The organism is Burkholderia sp. AU15512 (assembly GCF_002223325.1).
Classification (GTDB): domain Bacteria; phylum Pseudomonadota; class Gammaproteobacteria; order Burkholderiales; family Burkholderiaceae; genus Burkholderia.
This window is the reverse complement of the sequence record NZ_NKEX01000004.1, coordinates 777,293-793,387: the sequence shown is the minus strand read 5'-3', so window position 1 is coordinate 793,387 and position 16,095 is coordinate 777,293. Positions and strand designations below refer to the sequence as shown.

Below are 16,095 nucleotides of genomic sequence, written 5' to 3'. Positions count from 1 at the left end.
ACGCCGGCCTGAGACGTGCGGCTGCTATTTCGCGGCGAACAGCGGATAGGTCGCGCCGGCGACCAGCGCGGCCGCGAGCCACACGACACTCCACGAACTGACCGCGAGCAGCGGTGGAATCGCGAGTGGCGTCGCGAACAGCCCGAGGTAGACGATGGTATTGGCCATTCCGAGTGCGGTGCCCGCCTGATTCGCGCCCGCGAGCGTCGCGAGCTCCGTGTACGCGACGCCGTGCCACGCGGACACGCAGATGCCGGCGAACACGAGAATCGCGACGATCGCGGCGAGCGGCACGTGCGCATGGCCAGCCGTTGCGGCTGCGAGCAGCGCGAACGAGCCGGCCGCGACGAATACCGATCCGCGCAGATACGCGCGCCGGTTGCCGTGCCGATCGGTATGACGGCCGCTCCACACGCGCATCACCATCGCGCCCAGCTGCAGCGTGACCATCGCCGCGCTGATGCCGGCGAGGCCGAGCCGGCCGAAGTCGTGCAGGAACACCGTCGCGAACGTGAGCACCGCGAACTGCGGCGCGCACAGCAGGCCGATGCCGAGCACGATGCGCCACACGGGGCCGCTCGCGAGCGGGTTGCGCCCCTGATGCGCGGACGGCTGCCGCTCGACGGGGCGATGCGTGGCCGGGTGCATCACGGCCGGTTCGGCCGGCGGCTCATGCAGCCAGCGCCAGGTGAGCGCGGCCGATCCCGCGCACAGCAGCATCAGCGCGCCGAATACCGCGGCAAAGCCGATATGCGACGCGAGCGACGGCAGCAGCGCCGCGCCGATGCCGCCGCCGAGCGGCACGGCCGTCTGGCGGATGCTCATCGCGAGCCCGCGTTCGCGCTCGCCGAACCAGCGCATCACCGCGCGCCCGCTCGACCCGTTCACGCTGCCGCCGAGCAGGCCGACGCAGCACATCGCCGCGACGACGCGCATCAGCGGCGGCACGCCGTGCGTGGTCGGGACGATCGTGCCCACCATCAGCGCGAACATCGCGGCCGTCGCGACGAGCCCGGCGAGCAGCACGCGGCGGTCGCCGAAGCGGTCGGCGGCCATCCCCCAAGGCAGCTCGGACAGCGCGACGCCGAAGCCGAGCGCGCCGAGCACGAGGCCGAGCGCGCCGTTGTCGAGGTGATAGGCCGTGCGCATCCACACAGCCGTGGTCGGAATGCCGGCCGCCGCGGCCGAAAAGCTCATGTTCGCGGCGACGCCGGCCGCCAGCACGCGCCAGCGATGAGCCGCGCCGCGCACGTCGCGGGCGGGCGAGGAGGGGGAAGCGATGCACGAGGTATCCATGACGGCAGGCCCGGGTGGAAATTGACATCCACAGTCTGGCAACCTACATTAATCCTGAAAATCGGAAAGTTCTTGATGAATCGTTCGATAAAACAGGATGATTGAGATGTCCGGACAAGACATTCCACACGACGACGGCGCGTCGCTCGCGCCGGCCGATGCCACGCTGGCCCGGCCCAACTTCGACGTGGCGGCGCTGCGCAGCCTCGTCGCCGGGGTGGATCTCGGCAGTTTTGCGAAAGCGGCCGACCGCGTCGCGCGCTCGTCGTCGGCGGTGAGCGCGCAGATTCGCAAGCTCGAGGAGCAGGCCGGCACGCCGCTGTTCGTGAAGGCGGGGCGCGGGCTGGCGCTGACCGATGCCGGCGACGCGATGCTGCGCTATGCGCGGCGGATGATCGAGCTGAACGACGAGGCGGCCGCGGCCGTGCGCGGCATGAATCTCGACGGCTGGGTGCGGGTCGGGCTGCAGGAGGATTTCGGCGAGGCGATTCTGCCCGACGTGCTCGGGCGGTTCGCGCGTGCGCATCCGAAGGTGCGGATCGAGGCGCGCGTGGCGCGCAATGCCGACTTGCTCGACCGGCTCGACGCGAACCAGCTCGATCTCGCGCTGGTGTGGGGTGACCCGGCGTCGGCGGCGCTGGTGGCGCGCGCGGGGATCGACAGCGAAGCGATCGCGCAGGTGCCGATGCAGTGGGTGGGGGCGGCGGGCGGCTTCGGCGTGCCGGGCGGCGGTGCGGAGAAGGAGGGCGGCGCGGACGAAACAGGCGGCGATGCGGTGCGCGCGCCAGGCGAGCCGCTGCCACTCGTCGTGTTCGACCGGCCGTGCCGATTCTTCGGCGCGGCGACCGGCGCGCTCGATCGCGCGGGCGTGCCGTGGCGCGTTGCGTTCACGACCCCCAGTCTCGCCGGGCTATGGGCCGCGGCGGCGGCCGGCCTCGGGCTGACGGTGCGCTCGCAGTACGGGCTGCCCGCGTCAGTGCGCGTGCTCGATGCGGCTTCGTGCGGGTTGCCGGCGCTGCCGAGTTTGCCGCTGATCTTGCTGCGGCGCACGTCGTCGGCGACGCCGACCGTCGATCGGCTCGCGCGGATCGTGAAGCAGGCGGTGCGGGATGCGACGGAGGGGACGGGGGTGGCGCTGGCGGCGTGACGAAACCTTCGATTGCCGTGGCAGGGTGTTGTTCGGCACTCCCTCTGCCGATCGGTCGAATGGATCGATCAGGTGAACCTGACTACAGTGATGATCACTTGAAACGGAGGTCATCATGCGAAACGCAAATACGCCCGGCGCCAGTGCGGCCGATCCGGCCCAAAGGGCAGATGTCACGATCCGCGGTGACGGGGCGTCAACTGATCGACTCGTGCCTGGCGATCCGCCTGTTCGGTTCGGTATCCTGCAAGGGCAGGCGTGGATCGCGGACGATTTCGATGCCCCGCTGCCCGATTACCTGCTGGATGCCTTCGAAGGGCGCTGATGCGGCTGTTGCTCGATACGCACATCTTTTTGTGGATCGTGACCAATGACCCCAGGCTGAGCGCAACGGCGCGCCGGCTGATCTCGGCCGCCGATGACCGTTTCGTCAGCAGCGCGAGTATCTGGGAGGCCGCCATCAAGGCCGGCCTGGGGAAGCTCGATATCGACGTCGGCAAGCTGATCGGAGCGATCGGCTCGAGCGGGATTCGCGAGCTACCGGTTCGGGCCGCGCATGGGGCCGCGGTCCGTGATTTGCCGCACCACCATCGTGATCCATTCGATCGCTTGCTGGTCGCGCAGGCTCGTCACGAGCCGCTTCAGCTCGTGACGGCCGATGCCTATCTCGCGCGGTACGACCGGTCTCTCGTTCTGACAGTTTGAAGCAATCTGTCGGGGCGAAATCGATCGGTCGCCTGCACGTCATGTGGCGTCGCGGTTCATGCGGCCGCGACGTCCGGCTCGATTTCGTCCAGTTCCGCACAAATGGCCGCCAGCCGCTCCTTCAACCCTTCACTCGCCGGCACGAACGGCAGCCGCAACCCGTCCTCGCACCACCCTTGCGCGGCCAGCACGGCCTTCACCGGCGCCGGGTTCGGCTCCGCGAACAGCGCCGCGACGAGCGGCCGCAGCGCGACCGACAGGCGCCGCGCATCGGCGAGCCGGCCGTCGCGCAGCAGCGCGTGGATGCGCACATGCCATTCGGGCAGCACGTGCGCGCTGCTCGCGATCGCGCCGTGCGCACCGGTGCACATCGCCGCGAAGTTCTGGTTGTCGTCGCCGGACAGGATCGCGAGCGGCGTGTCGTGCACGAGCCGGCTCATCCGGTCGAGCGTGCCGCCGCATTCCTTGATGCCCGCGACGCGCGGGTCGCGCGCGAGCGTCTGCAGCGTGTCCAGTTCGACGTTCACGCCGGTGCGGTATGGGATGTTGTAGACGAGCACCGGCAGGTCGGCCGCGTCGACGATCGCCTCGACGTGGCGGCGGATGCCGTCCTGCGTCGGCCGCACGTAGACGGGCGGCGTGACGAGCAGCCCGTCAGGCCGCAGCGCCGCGAGTTCGCGCGCACGGGCAGCCGCGAAATGCGTCGCGCTCGCGGTCAGCCCGACGACGATCGGCAGCCCGGGTGCCGCGTCGCGCAGCGTCGCGAACACCGCGTCCTGTTCGCGCGCGTCGAGCAGCACGCCTTCGCCGGTCGTCGCGCCCGCGACGAAGCCCGCGAGGCCCGCGGCCGCATAGTGGCGCGCGAGTCGCGCGAGCGCGGCATGGTCGACTTCGCCGTGGTGGAACGGCGTGATGATCGGCAGCCAGATACCTTCGAAACGTGTGTTCATGCAAAGCCTCAGGGTGGAAACGGAGTGGGAAGGAACCGTTCCGCCGGCGGAGAGCCGGAGCGAGGCGTGCGAGCAAGGAGAAAGAAACGACCTGCGGGCATCCCGTCCGGCATTCGCCTGACGGGACGCGACGTCCCCGTCAGTCGAGGAGTCGTTTTTTCAGTTTCAGCCCGGCCGCGCGCGCACCTGCCGCGACGGCGGCGAGGATCGGAAGCGAGCGCAGGGCAGCGGACATGGAGGAACCGGGAAATGGGCTGAGCGGCGATCTTAACACCGGTTCCGATCCGCGCGCGAGCGCCTGCCGTCGTTTAGCAGGATTCGAGATTTGCTTTCCACGACTGATTGGAAAGCGCGCCGCGCCCGGCCGCTAGAATGCCCGCTTACGTTTCGATGACAGCGCGTACGCGTGCCGTCACGCACATTCACCACCACTGGAAACGGGGCATATCACGATGGCAAGCATGAAGGGGATCGGCCGCTGGCTGCACACGGGCGCGGCGGCGGCGCTGGTCGTGGCGGCAACGGCCGCGCACGCGGATACGTCGATCCTGAACGTGTCGTACGACGTGACGCGCGAACTGTACAAGGACATCAACGCGGGTTTCGCCGCTGCCTACAAGCAGAAGACCGGCGAGACGGTCGCGATCAAGCAGTCGCACGGCGCGTCGAGCGCGCAGGCGCTGTCGGTGCTGCAAGGGCTGCAGGCCGACGTCGTGACGATGAACCAGCCGAACGACATCGACCTGCTCGCCGAGCGTGGCCAGCTGCTGCCGAAGGACTGGCGCGCGCGTTTCCCGGACAACAGCTCGCCGTACTCGACCACGATGGTGTTCCTGGTGCGCAAGGGCAACCCGAAGGCGATCAAGGACTGGAGCGATCTCGCGAAGCCGGGTGTCCAGGTGATCATCGCGAACCCGAAGACGTCGGGCAACGGCCGCTATGCGTATCTGGCCGCGTGGGGCTTCCAGAAGCAGAAGGGCGCGACCGACCAGCAGGCGATCGACTTCGAGAAGGCGATCTTCCGCAACGTGCCGGTGCTCGACTCCGGCGGCCGCGGCGCGACGACGACGTTCACGCAGCGCGGCATCGGCGACGTGCTGGTCACGTTCGAGAACGAAGTCGCGCTGATGGACACCGGCGCATCGGGCGCGCAGTTCGACGCGGTGTATCCGTCGGCGAGCATCCTCGCGGAGCCGCCCGTCGCCGTCGTCGACAAGGTCGTCGACAAGAAGGGCACGCGCAAGGTCGCGCAGGCGTATCTCGACTACCTGTACACGCCGGAAGCGCAGGAAATCATCGCGCAACACCATTTGCGCCCGCGCGACGCGAACGTGCTGAAGAAGCATGCGGCCGAATTCAAGTCGCTGAAGACGTTCAGCGTCGAGCAGGTCTTCGGCAGCTGGGCGAACGCGCAGAAGACGCACTTCGCGGACGGCGGCACGTTCGACCAGGTGATCGTCGACCGCAAGTGAGCGCCGCGCGCAGCGCGCCCTCGCCCATCCGCCGACGATGCAGCCGGCCGCTTCCGCGGCCGGTTTTTTTTGCGCCGCGCGGCCGGTGGCGCGACGGATTTCCATTCCGAACCGGCACGCATACCCGGCCGCCGCCGCGCGTGCTACGCTCATCGCCTCCCTGTTTCCGGCACCGCGCGATGAACGTCGATTCGTCCTCCTCAGCCTCCCGCGGCCGTGGCCGCAAGCTCTGGTCGGGCACCCGCCCGGTGATTGCGTACGGGATGCCGCCGCTCGGCTGGCGCGACCTCTATCACCGCGCGCTGACGGTGAGCTGGCCCGTATTCTTCCTGTCGCTCGCCGTGCTGTTCCTGCTGCTCAATGGCGCCTTCGCGACGCTCTACCTGCTTGGCCATGCGCCGATCGCGAACCAGTCGCCGGCCGGCTTCGGCGGCGCGTTCTTCTTCAGTGTCGAGACACTCGCGACCGTCGGCTATGGCGACATGCACCCGCAGACCGTCTATGCGCACCTGGTCGCGACGTTCGAGATCTTCGTCGGGATGTCGGGCATTGCGATGGCCACGGGGCTCGTGTTCGCGCGGTTTTCGCGGCCGCAGGCGAAGATCCTGTTCGCACGCTACGCGATCGTCCGGCCGTTGAACGGCAGGATGACGCTGATGGTGCGCGCCGCGAATGCGCGCCAGAACGTGATTGCCGAGGCGCAGGCGAAACTGCGGCTGATGCGCGTCGAAGGCACGCACGAGGGCTACACGTTGCGCAAGATCCACGACCTGGCGCTCGTGCGCAGCGAGCATCCGATCTTCCTGCTCGGCTGGAACCTGATGCACGTGATCGACGAATCGAGCGCGCTGTTCGGCGAGACGCCCGAATCGCTCGCCGCGCGCGACGCGTCGTTACTGATCACGATCGAAGGCTCGGACGAGACGACCGCGCAGGTGATGCAGGCGCGTCACTCGTGGGAGCATGACGAGATCCGCTGGCGTCACCGCTATGTCGACCTGATGCACGACGAAGACGGCATCACGCACATCGACTACACGCATTTTCATGAGGTGGTGCCGGTCGACGCCGATACCGACGAGCGCGGCTCGCCGGGTGCGGTGGTCAACGCCGGCGCCGCGACGTCGGGCCCGGCCGCGTAGCGGCGCTCGCGGGCGGGCCGGTCGTGCCGCCCCCGAGCGACGCGTCTACACGTCACGCATGCAGCAGGCGCGCCGCTTCGCGCTGTTCGATCGCGACCGCGCGGCGGAATGCGTCGCGATCCTCGGCGCGCGCGACGTAGTCGCCGAGCACGCCTTCGTGCGGCAGCAGATGCGCGTCGAAGGCGATCTTCAGCGTGCTGGCGAGCAGCAGGTCGGCCGCCGTGAAGCGGTCGCCGACGAGCCACGGACGATGGGCGAGCGCTTGCGCGAGTGCGCGCTGCACGCGCGTGATGTTGCCCCAGCCGAACGCGACCGGATTTCCCGACGCGCCGGTGAATTTTTCGGCCATCGCCGGTTCGAGGCAGGTCGGCGTGAAGAACATCCATTGGAGGAAACGGCCGCGCAGCGGATCGTCGGGCGCGACGCCGAGCCCGGCAGCCGGGCAGCGGTCGGCAAGATAGAGCAGCACGGCGCCCGATTCGGCGAACGGCATGCTGCCGTCGTCGAGTGCGGGCAGCTTGGCCATCGGGTTGACCTGCACGAACGCGTCGCTGCCCTGTTCGTGCGAACGCAGGTCGATCGGCACGAGTTCGTACACCACGCCGAGTTCTTCGAGCATCCACAAGGCCCGGAATGCCCGGGTCTTCGGCCAATAGTAGAGCTTCATCTTGCCTCCGCGTTGGGGTGCAACTGTCGGTCCGGTGGATGCTCCAGCGTACCCGAGCAGCGGCGGTTCGGACAGGGGCGCCGGGCTAGGGGCGCCTGGCTAGGGGCGCCCGGCGAGGGGCTTCCCGCCGCGCGCGGCTATCTGCGTGTGATGACCCGATGCGTTATGTGTCGGGCGTGAATCAGGCAGAAGGCCGGGCAAAGCCTTACGACACAAGAAGGTTTGGTTATGACTAGTTATATTTAAACTAGTTATAAATTTTGCGGAAATCCCGGTATTGGCTGGCATCCCGCACACGGCATCACGGAGCCCGCAGCGTCCGCGCACACGCCAACACCGGCATCCTTCCGCAAGCGCCGATGCATCGCGAAACAGGGAAATCATGGGAGACAACTCACGCATGGCAAACGACGATTGCACCACGATCATTCCGAGAAGAACGCCGGAATCGGCGGCGATGGTGGCCGAAGTCAAGCGGGCGATGTCGATCGCCGCGCGGATCAATCGCCTGACGTTCGACGATGCCGCCGAGGTGCGCACATTATTCGGAGAGCTGATCGGCACGCAGGTGGATGACGGCTTCGTGTTGATCCCGCCGTTCCATGCGACGGGCGGCACCGGCATGACGCTCGGGCGCAATGTGTTCATCAACCAGAACTGCACGTTCTACGATCTTGGCGGGCTCGAGATCGGCGATGACGTGATGATCGGGCCGAACGTCAGCCTCATCACGTCCGGCCATCCCGTCGAACCTTCGCGGCGGCGCGACTTCGTCGTCGCGAAGCCGATCGTGATCGAACGGAACGTCTGGATCGGCGCCGGCGCGACGATCATCGGCGGTGTGACGGTGGGCGAAAACTCGGTGGTCGCGGCCGGCGCCGTCGTCACGCGGGATGTTCCGCCGAATGTGCTGGTCGGCGGCAATCCGGCGGCGGTCATCCGGTCGATTGTCGAGTAATCCGACGCGAGGACGCTTGCCCATTCGAGGCAGCCGGGATGGGCGGATGTGGATAACCGACCCCCGAGGCGACTCGAAACACTGTGCATTTGAATGGTGAGGGCGCCGCCGAGGCAGTCTGGATGCGGCTTTCTGGCAAATGCCCGATAGCGGTTGGCGGATGCGCGGGCCGTTCCGGTCGATGGTTGGAAGAAAGTCGCGCCGCGTGATCGGTTGTGGATATCCTCACGCCGAAACGACTCGGCGCCCTGTGCATTTCACAGGTGAGGGTCACCGGATGATACGGAACGCATGAAGCGGGTTGTGGACAACTCGCCCGCGAAACGACGCGAAATGCTGTGGAATTCAACGGTGAGGGGCCGCGTCCGATCGGGCGATGCGCCTTTCCTGGCGCGGCTTACCGGTCTTTGCGTGGTTCGAGGCGTCGCGCATTCTAGCCGAACGCGCGCATGCTTGGCGGAACCGCGTGCGTGCCGCGATGTGGAGATCCGGTTCCGGCTGTCACCCGGAAGGCCGTGCATTTTAACGGCGAGTGCGGGTGCGTGGTCTGCAACATGCAGATTTCGCGGCGCCTCGCCGCGTTCGCAAGCGACTCGAAACGCTGCGCAATGCAGCGGCGAGCGCGAATACGCGAGCGGTGGTCGGCGCGGCAAGATGCGATCGTTCCGCCAGCGGTTCCGTCCGAAGTGGCGTGCATGTCCGGTTCGGACGCGAGCGTGCGAGCGGGGCCAACGCAAGCCCCCGTGTGGATATCCGATCACCGAAACGACTCGCGACACTGTGCATTTCGACGGTGAGCGGCAGTACCCGATCGGCCGATGAGCCTTTGCCAGCAAGGATTGCCGGCCGGTCTCGCCTTCCGCGGCGCGCATCCGTCATCGCATTGGTAGATGCGCATGCATGTGGATATCCTGCGTCGCGGACCACTCGACGCGCTGTGGTTTTCAACGGTGAGGGTGCCCGCGTGGCTGGTCGGCAATGCCGGATCGGGCGTGGATAACCGCTGTTGTGGACACTCGAAGCCCTGTGTATTTCAACGGTGAACGCGAGCCCGCGATTGTGCCGCATGCGCGTTGCGGCGTACATGCCCGGCCGATAAACCTGCTCGTGCCCCCGTGTGTACTTCTGCGGAGTGTGTGAATCCGCGATTGCGCAGCATGCGGGTTCCGGCCTGCCTGTTCGGCCGATAGGCCCGCTCTCGACCCAATGCATTTCCATGGTGAGCGGGAGCCCGCGGTTGTTCAGCATGCGGGTTCCAGCGTGCCCGTCCGGCCGATAAACCCACACGCGACCCGGTGTATTTCCACGGTGAGTGTGAGTCCGCGATGGTGCGGCATGCGTGCACCAGGGCGCCCGTCCGGCGGATCGTCCCGCTCGCGACCCGGTGTATTTCCACGGTGAGTGCAGGCCCGCGATTGCGCAGCATGCGTGTTCCAGCGTGCCTTTCCGGCTGATAAACCCACTCGCGACCCAACGTACTTCCACCATGAGCGCGAGTCTGCACTTGCCCGGCATGCATGTTTCCGCACGCCTTTCCAGCCGACAAACTCACTCACGACCCTGAGCATTCGAACGCCGAAGGCGAGCCGCCGATCGACGCAACACGCCCTCACCGATGTGGATATCCGCAGCCGAAATCCACTCGCCGCGCTGTGAATTTCGACGGTGAGCGTCGAGGCAAGCGCCAAACGCATGCCGCCAACGATGTGGACATCCCGGCCTCCACGCCACTCGAAACGCTGTGCAATCGAACGGTGAGCGCGCGAGCCCGGTCGGCCGAGGGGCGCGGCGTTGTGGACATCCCGCGCCGCCGACCAATCGCAACGCTGTGCATTTCAATGGTGAGGGTCACCGCCACGAAGTGCTGAAACGCTTGTCGCACGGGGCACGAGCGCCATCCGCCCCCTACCCGGGGCCACCGTCGGACCGCCACGCGTTTCCCCGACAAGCGACCCGCCCACCCCGACGCGTCGCCCATCCCGCCCGACCGCCGTGCGCGAAAACTCTCTCAAATCCCGCCAAAAAGGTGCGCAGTTTTTCTCACAGAGGGCCCGCCCGAGCAAGATGAGAAAAAACATTCTCGGCTGCGCGCGAAAAAATAGAGCCATTCGCTGCCGCCAGTCACGCGTCGCCCGACGCCCTGCCGAGCAGCCCAGAACAGCACAATCCGGAGACATCCCCCCATGACTGCCCGCCTGCCCGTCGATGGCACGCCTGCCCTGTCCGACTACCGCCTGACCGACAACCTGACCGCGACGCGCGGCCGGATCTTCCTGACCGGCACGCAGGCGCTGGTCCGCCTGCTGCTGATGCAGCGCACGGTCGACGTCGAACAGGGGCTCAACACGGCCGGCTTCGTCAGCGGCTATCGCGGCTCGCCGCTCGGCATGGTCGACCAGCAGCTGTGGAAGGCGAAGAAGCTGCTCGACGCCGGCGGCGTGCGCTTCCTGCCCGCGATCAACGAGGAACTCGGCGGCACGGCCGTGCTCGGCACGCAGCGGGTCGAGGCCGATCCCGAGCGCACGGTCGAGGGCGTGTATGCGATGTGGTATGGCAAGGGGCCGGGCGTCGATCGCGCCGGCGACGCGCTGAAGCACGGCAACGCGTACGGCTCGTCGCCGCATGGCGGCGTGCTCGTCGTCGCGGGCGACGACCACGGCTGCGTGTCGTCGTCGATGCCGCACCAGAGCGACTTCGCGATGATCGCGTGGCACATGCCGGTCGTGAACCCGGCGAACATCGCCGACATGCTCGAATTCGGCCTGTACGGCTGGGCGCTGTCGCGCTACTCGGGCGCGTGGGTCGGTTTCAAGGCGATCTCGGAAACGGTCGAATCGGGCTCGACCGTCGACCTCGACGCGCTGCAGACGCAGTGGCCGGCGCCGGAAGGCTTCACACCGCCGGCGGGCGGCCTGCACAACCGCTGGCCCGATCTGCCGAGCCTCACGATCGAGGCGCGCCTCGCCGCGAAGCTCGACGCGGTGCGCCATTTCGCGCGCACCAACAGCATCGACAAGTGGATCGCGCCGAGCGCGCAGGCGAACGTCGGCATCGTGACCTGCGGCAAGGCGCACCTCGACCTGATGGAAGCGCTGCGCCGCCTCGACCTGACGGTGGCCGATCTCGACGCGGCCGGCGTGCGGATCTACAAGGTCGGCCTGTCGTATCCGCTCGAGATGACGCGCGTCGAAACCTTCGTCGACGGCCTGGCCGAAGTGCTCGTGATCGAGGAGAAGGGCCCGGTCATCGAGCAGCAGATCAAGGACTACCTGTACAACCGCACGGAAGGCGCGCGCCCGCGCGTGCTCGGCAAGCACGACGCCGCCGGCGCCTGCCTGCTGTCCGAGCTCGGCGAGCTGCGCCCGTCGCGCATCCTGCCGGTGTTCGCCGACTGGCTCGCGCGCCACAAGCCGGCGCTCGACCGCCGCGAGCGCGTGGTCGATCTCGTCGCGCCGCAGATCCTGTCGAACGAGGCGGACGCGGTGAAGCGCACGCCGTATTTCTGCTCGGGCTGCCCGCACAACACGTCGACGAAGGTGCCGGAAGGCTCGATCGCGCAGGCCGGCATCGGCTGCCACTTCATGGCGTCGTGGATGGAGCGCGACACGACGGGGCTGATCCAGATGGGCGGCGAGGGCGTCGACTGGGCCGCGCACGCGATGTTCACCAACACGAAGCACGTGTTCCAGAACCTCGGCGACGGCACCTACTTCCACTCGGGCATCCTCGCGATCCGCCAGGCCGTGGCCGCGAAAGCGAACATCACGTACAAGATCCTCTACAACGACGCGGTCGCGATGACGGGCGGCCAGCCGGTCGACGGCAGCATCTCGGTGCCGCAGATCGCGCGGCAGGTCGAGGCGGAAGGCGTGTCGCGCTTCGTCGTCGTGTCCGACGAGCCGGAGAAGTACGACGGTCATCACGGCCAGTTCCCGACGGGCACGACGTTCCATCACCGCAGCGAACTCGACACCGTGCAGCGCGAGCTGCGCGAGACGCCGGGCGTCACCGTGCTGATCTACGACCAGACCTGCGCGGCCGAGAAGCGCCGCCGCCGCAAGAAGGGCGAATTCCCCGACCCGGACAAGCGCCTGTTCATCAACGACGCCGTGTGCGAAGGCTGCGGCGATTGCGGCGTGCAGTCGAACTGCCTGTCGGTCGAGCCGCTCGAAACACCGCTCGGCCGCAAGCGCCGCATCGACCAGTCGTCGTGCAACAAGGACTACTCGTGTGTGAACGGCTTCTGCCCGAGCTTCGTGACGGTCGAAGGCGCGGCGCTGAAGAAGGCCGCCGGTGCCGCATTCGACGAGGCCGCGCTTGCCGTGCGGGTCGACGCGCTGCCGGTGCCGGCGACGCATCTCGACGCGGCGCCGTTCGACATGCTCGTGACGGGCGTCGGCGGCACGGGCGTGGTGACGGTCGGCGCGCTGATCAGCATGGCCGCGCACCTCGAAGGCAAGAGCGCGTCGGTGCTCGACTTCATGGGCTTCGCGCAGAAGGGCGGCTCGGTGCTGTCGTTCGTGCGGATCGCGTCGAGCGACCGGTGGCTGAACCAGGTGCGTATCGACACGCAGCAGGCCGACGTGCTGCTCGCGTGCGACATGGTCGTCGGCGCAAGCGCCGAGGCGCTGCAGACGGTGCGTCACGAGCGTTCGCGGATCGTCGTCAATACGCACCGGATCCCGAACGCGTCGTTCGTGCAGAACCCCGATGCGAACCTGCATGCGGACGCGCTGCTCGAGAAAATGCGCCACGCGGCCGGCGACGGCTTCCTGTCGAGCTGCGACGCGCAGGCGCTCGCCGCGAAGTTCCTCGGCGACTCGATCGGCGCGAACATCCTGATGCTCGGCTATGCATGGCAGCTCGGCCTCGTACCGGTGTCGCTCGCGGCGATGATGCGTGCGATCGAGCTGAACAACGTCGCGGTGCCGATGAACAAGCTCGCGTTCTCGATCGGCCGGATGGCGGCCGGCGACGCGGCGGGCCTCGATGCGTTGTGGAACGCGCGTCACACGGTGGCCGCGCATGCCGCGCCGGAGACGCTCGCCGAGCTGATCGCCGATCGCGAAGCGCGTCTCGACGCGTACGGCGGCGCACGCTATGTCGAGCGCTACCGTACGCTCGTGAGCGCGGCGCGTGCGAAGGGTGACGACGCGCTGACGCGCGCGGTCGCGACGACGTTCTACCGGCTGCTCGCGGTGAAGGATGAATACGAGGTCGCGCGGCTGTACGCGGACGACGCGTTCCGCACGGCGCTCGAAGCGCAGTTCGAAGGCGTGCCGGGGCAGGCCTATCGCGTGAAGTTCAACCTGGCGCCGCCGACGGTCGCGAAGGCCGGCCGCGACGGCAGCGCACCGAAGAAGCGGGTGTTCGGCCAGTGGATGTGGCCGGTGTTCGGCATGCTGGCGCGCGTGCGCAGCCTGCGCGGCACGTGGCTCGATCCGTTCGGCCGCACTGTCGAGCGCAAGATGGAGCGTGCGCTCGCCGACGACTACGAGACGACGCTCGCGCGTGCGCTCGCCGCGATGACGGCCGGCAATGCGGCGCAGGTCACGCAACTGGCCGATCTGCATGCACGTGTGCGCGGCTTCGGGCACGTGAAGGTGCGCAATCTCGCCGGCGTGAAGCGCGCGGAGCGCGAGCTCGCATTGCAGCTCGGCATCGAAGCGGCGACGAGCGCGGCCGTGCAGCACGCGCTCGACGAGATGAAGGGCGCGGGGATGCTGAAGGGGATTCCGGTCGTCGTCGCGAAGTAACGCGAGCGCGGGCGGATGTGAAAACGGCGACGCGTGTGCGTCGCCGTTTTTTCTTGGGCGCCGGCTGCCGCGTACGGGCAGCGGCCGGCCCTTTAGAGAATGCCCTTCTTGCGCGTCGACAGCGCGGTTTCCGACAGGTCGATCTCGCGGAGCAGCTTCGTCAGCGTCTCGTCGGAAATCTTGCTTTCGCTGCGCAGCCGGTACAGCGCGGAGCGTTCCGCGCGCACGGCCGCGATCCGCATCTGCAGTTCCATCGTTTCGGCCTGCTTCGCTTCCGCGCGCGGCGTGGGGCCGTCCTCGGCGAGCGTCGCGAGGCGGCGGCGGTACTGGTCCATCACGCGTGCGGAGATGTCCGCGCAGCGTGCGGCGCCCGATTCGTCGAGATCGACCGAGATCGCGTCGTGCGACGAGTCGATCGCGCGGATCGCGGCCTGCGCGGCGGCCGCGCGCGCGGCGCGCTCCTCGTCGCCGAGCGGGCTGCGCGACGAACGCACGCCGCGCAGCAGCAGCGGCAGGCCGATCACCGCGACGACGAGCGAGCCGAGGATCACGGCCGACGCGACGAAGATCGCCGTATCGCGGCCCGGCAGCGGCACGCCGTCGGACAGCGCGACCGGAATCGACAGCACGCCGGCGAGCGTGACCGCGCCGCGTACGCCGCCGACCGTCATCACCGCGATCGTGCGCACGCCGGCCATCGTGCCCGCGAGGCCGTGGCGGGCGGCGCGTCGGCTCGCGAACCAGCGCAGCAGCCAGACCCACAGGAAGCGGATCGCATACAGCGCGAGCATCATCGCGCAGACGTTGAAGATCATCCGGCCGACGAGCGCGTCGCTCGTGTGGTGCGCGTCGACGAGCGTGCGGCCGATGATGTGCGGCAGTTGCAGCCCGAGCATGATGAACACCATGCCGTTGAACACGAACTCGATCATCGCCCACGTGCTTTCGGCGCGCACGCGCGATGCGACGGTGCTTTTACGCGAGAAGCTCGTGTAGTTCATCATCATCCCGGCCGACACGGCCGCCAGCACGCCCGACAGGTCGAGGTGCTCGGCGAACAGGTAGGCCGCGAACGGCACGAGCAGCGTCATCACGATGCCGGGGGCCGGATCGCCTTCCTGCTCGGCGTTCAGGAAACGCGTCGACAGCGCGCTGAACGCCCACGACACGATCGCGCCCGTCGCGAGCCCGCCGGCCGCGACGATCACGAACGTGACCGACGCGTCGCGCAGCGAGAACATGCCCGTCAGCGCGGCCGCGATCGCGAATTTCAGCGCGACGAGGCCGGACGCGTCGTTCATCAGCGCCTCGCCTTCTAGGATGTGCATCAGTTGCGGCGGGATCCGGCCCTTGCCGGCGATACCGGACAACGCGACCGCGTCGGTCGGCGACAGCACGGCCGCGAGCGCGAACGCGATCGGCAGCGGCAACTCGGGTATCAGCCAGTGCGCGAAGTAGCCCACTGCGAGTACCGTCATGAACACGAGCCCGAATGCGAGCATCAGGATCGCGCGGCGCTGCAGGTACAGCTCGCGCTTCGGAATCCGCCAGCCGTCCGCGAACAGCAGCGGCGGAATGAACAGCAGCATGAAGATTTCGGGATCGAACGTGACGTGCAGGTTCAGCTTCGGCCACGCGAGCATCGCGCCGAACGCGATCTGCATCAGCGGCAACGGCAGTTGGAACGGCAGGTTGCGCGTGACGGCGCCGGACAGCGCGACGGTCAGCAGCAGGATCAGGACGGTGAAGACGATTTCCATCGATACGGCGAATACGGGGAATGAAACGATCGTACGGAGTGTAGCGTGCTGGCGTGACGGCTGCGTTCGAGCGGCCGGTGCGTGTGCACGAAAACGGTGCGCGCGACCTGCGCCGGGATGGTGCGGCAACCCGGCGCGAGCCGTGCGGCGCACGGGCTGTCGGCGCCTTGCACGGAGCTTGCTTGAGGTTCGGCAGCCGTCCGGCGTCGACCGGACAACCGAGGGTCCAACCAATGACATTG

The 16,095-nt window shown here is 68.0% G+C and carries 11 protein-coding genes; 7 read left to right on the top strand and 4 right to left on the bottom strand.

Going from position 1 to position 16,095, the window contains the following annotated elements; all coding sequences use genetic code 11:
* Positions 1 to 24: 24 nt before the first annotated feature.
* Positions 25 to 1,296: an MFS transporter gene (locus CFB43_RS16300; protein WP_089495752.1), complete on the bottom strand. Its 1,272-nt coding sequence runs from the start codon at positions 1,294 to 1,296 to the stop codon at positions 25 to 27.
* Positions 1,297 to 1,402: 106 nt separating this feature from the next.
* Here CFB43_RS16300 and CFB43_RS16295 point away from each other — a divergent pair, with 106 nt between their 5' ends.
* The 3 genes from CFB43_RS16295 to CFB43_RS16285 all read left to right on the top strand — a co-directional run bounded on the left by CFB43_RS16295 (position 1,403) and on the right by CFB43_RS16285 (position 3,148).
* Positions 1,403 to 2,443: a LysR substrate-binding domain-containing protein gene (locus CFB43_RS16295; RefSeq protein WP_089495751.1), complete on the top strand. Its 1,041-nt coding sequence runs from the start codon at positions 1,403 to 1,405 to the stop codon at positions 2,441 to 2,443.
* Between the two features lie 115 nt (positions 2,444 to 2,558).
* Complete coding sequence (locus CFB43_RS16290; protein ID WP_089495750.1) at positions 2,559 to 2,768, top strand: hypothetical protein; 210 nt, start codon at positions 2,559 to 2,561, stop codon at positions 2,766 to 2,768.
* Entirely contained in the window at positions 2,768 to 3,148 is a 381-nt protein-coding gene (locus CFB43_RS16285; protein WP_089495749.1) for a type II toxin-antitoxin system VapC family toxin, read from the top strand. Before CFB43_RS16290 ends, CFB43_RS16285 begins: the two co-directional genes overlap by 1 nt.
* A 56-nt stretch (positions 3,149 to 3,204) precedes the next feature.
* On the opposite strand, the gene dapA is transcribed toward CFB43_RS16285, so the two are convergent.
* Positions 3,205 to 4,098 carry a 4-hydroxy-tetrahydrodipicolinate synthase gene (dapA, locus tag CFB43_RS16280; protein WP_089495748.1) on the bottom strand — a complete coding sequence of 298 codons (894 nt, stop codon included), beginning with the start codon at positions 4,096 to 4,098 and terminating at the stop codon, positions 3,205 to 3,207.
* Positions 4,099 to 4,550: 452 nt separating this feature from the next.
* Between dapA and CFB43_RS16270 the strand changes: the two genes are divergently transcribed.
* Together CFB43_RS16270 and CFB43_RS16265 are read left to right on the top strand one after the other, a co-directional pair.
* Positions 4,551 to 5,570: a sulfate ABC transporter substrate-binding protein gene (locus tag CFB43_RS16270; protein WP_069249019.1), complete on the top strand. Its 1,020-nt coding sequence runs from the start codon at positions 4,551 to 4,553 to the stop codon at positions 5,568 to 5,570.
* Between the two features lie 179 nt (positions 5,571 to 5,749).
* Entirely contained in the window at positions 5,750 to 6,712 is a 963-nt protein-coding gene (locus CFB43_RS16265) for an ion channel (protein WP_089495747.1), read from the top strand.
* A gap of 52 nt (positions 6,713 to 6,764) precedes the next feature.
* On the opposite strand, the gene CFB43_RS16260 is transcribed toward CFB43_RS16265, so the two are convergent.
* On the bottom strand, positions 6,765 to 7,379 hold the full coding sequence (locus CFB43_RS16260) for a glutathione S-transferase family protein (protein WP_089495746.1): 615 nt from the start codon (positions 7,377 to 7,379) through the stop codon (positions 6,765 to 6,767).
* A gap of 400 nt (positions 7,380 to 7,779) precedes the next feature.
* On the opposite strand from CFB43_RS16260, the gene CFB43_RS16255 reads away from it, so the two are divergent.
* Positions 7,780 to 8,337: a sugar O-acetyltransferase gene (locus CFB43_RS16255; RefSeq protein WP_089495745.1), complete on the top strand. Its 558-nt coding sequence runs from the start codon at positions 7,780 to 7,782 to the stop codon at positions 8,335 to 8,337.
* A gap of 2,183 nt (positions 8,338 to 10,520) precedes the next feature.
* On the top strand, positions 10,521 to 14,093 hold the full coding sequence (locus tag CFB43_RS16250; RefSeq protein WP_089495744.1) for an indolepyruvate ferredoxin oxidoreductase family protein: 3,573 nt from the start codon (positions 10,521 to 10,523) through the stop codon (positions 14,091 to 14,093).
* Between the two features lie 92 nt (positions 14,094 to 14,185).
* Here the strand turns inward: CFB43_RS16250 and CFB43_RS16245 are convergent, their stop codons facing one another.
* Positions 14,186 to 15,853 carry a Na+/H+ antiporter gene (locus tag CFB43_RS16245; RefSeq protein ID WP_089495743.1) on the bottom strand — a complete coding sequence of 556 codons (1,668 nt, stop codon included), beginning with the start codon at positions 15,851 to 15,853 and terminating at the stop codon, positions 14,186 to 14,188.
* Positions 15,854 to 16,095: the final 242 nt, after the last annotated feature.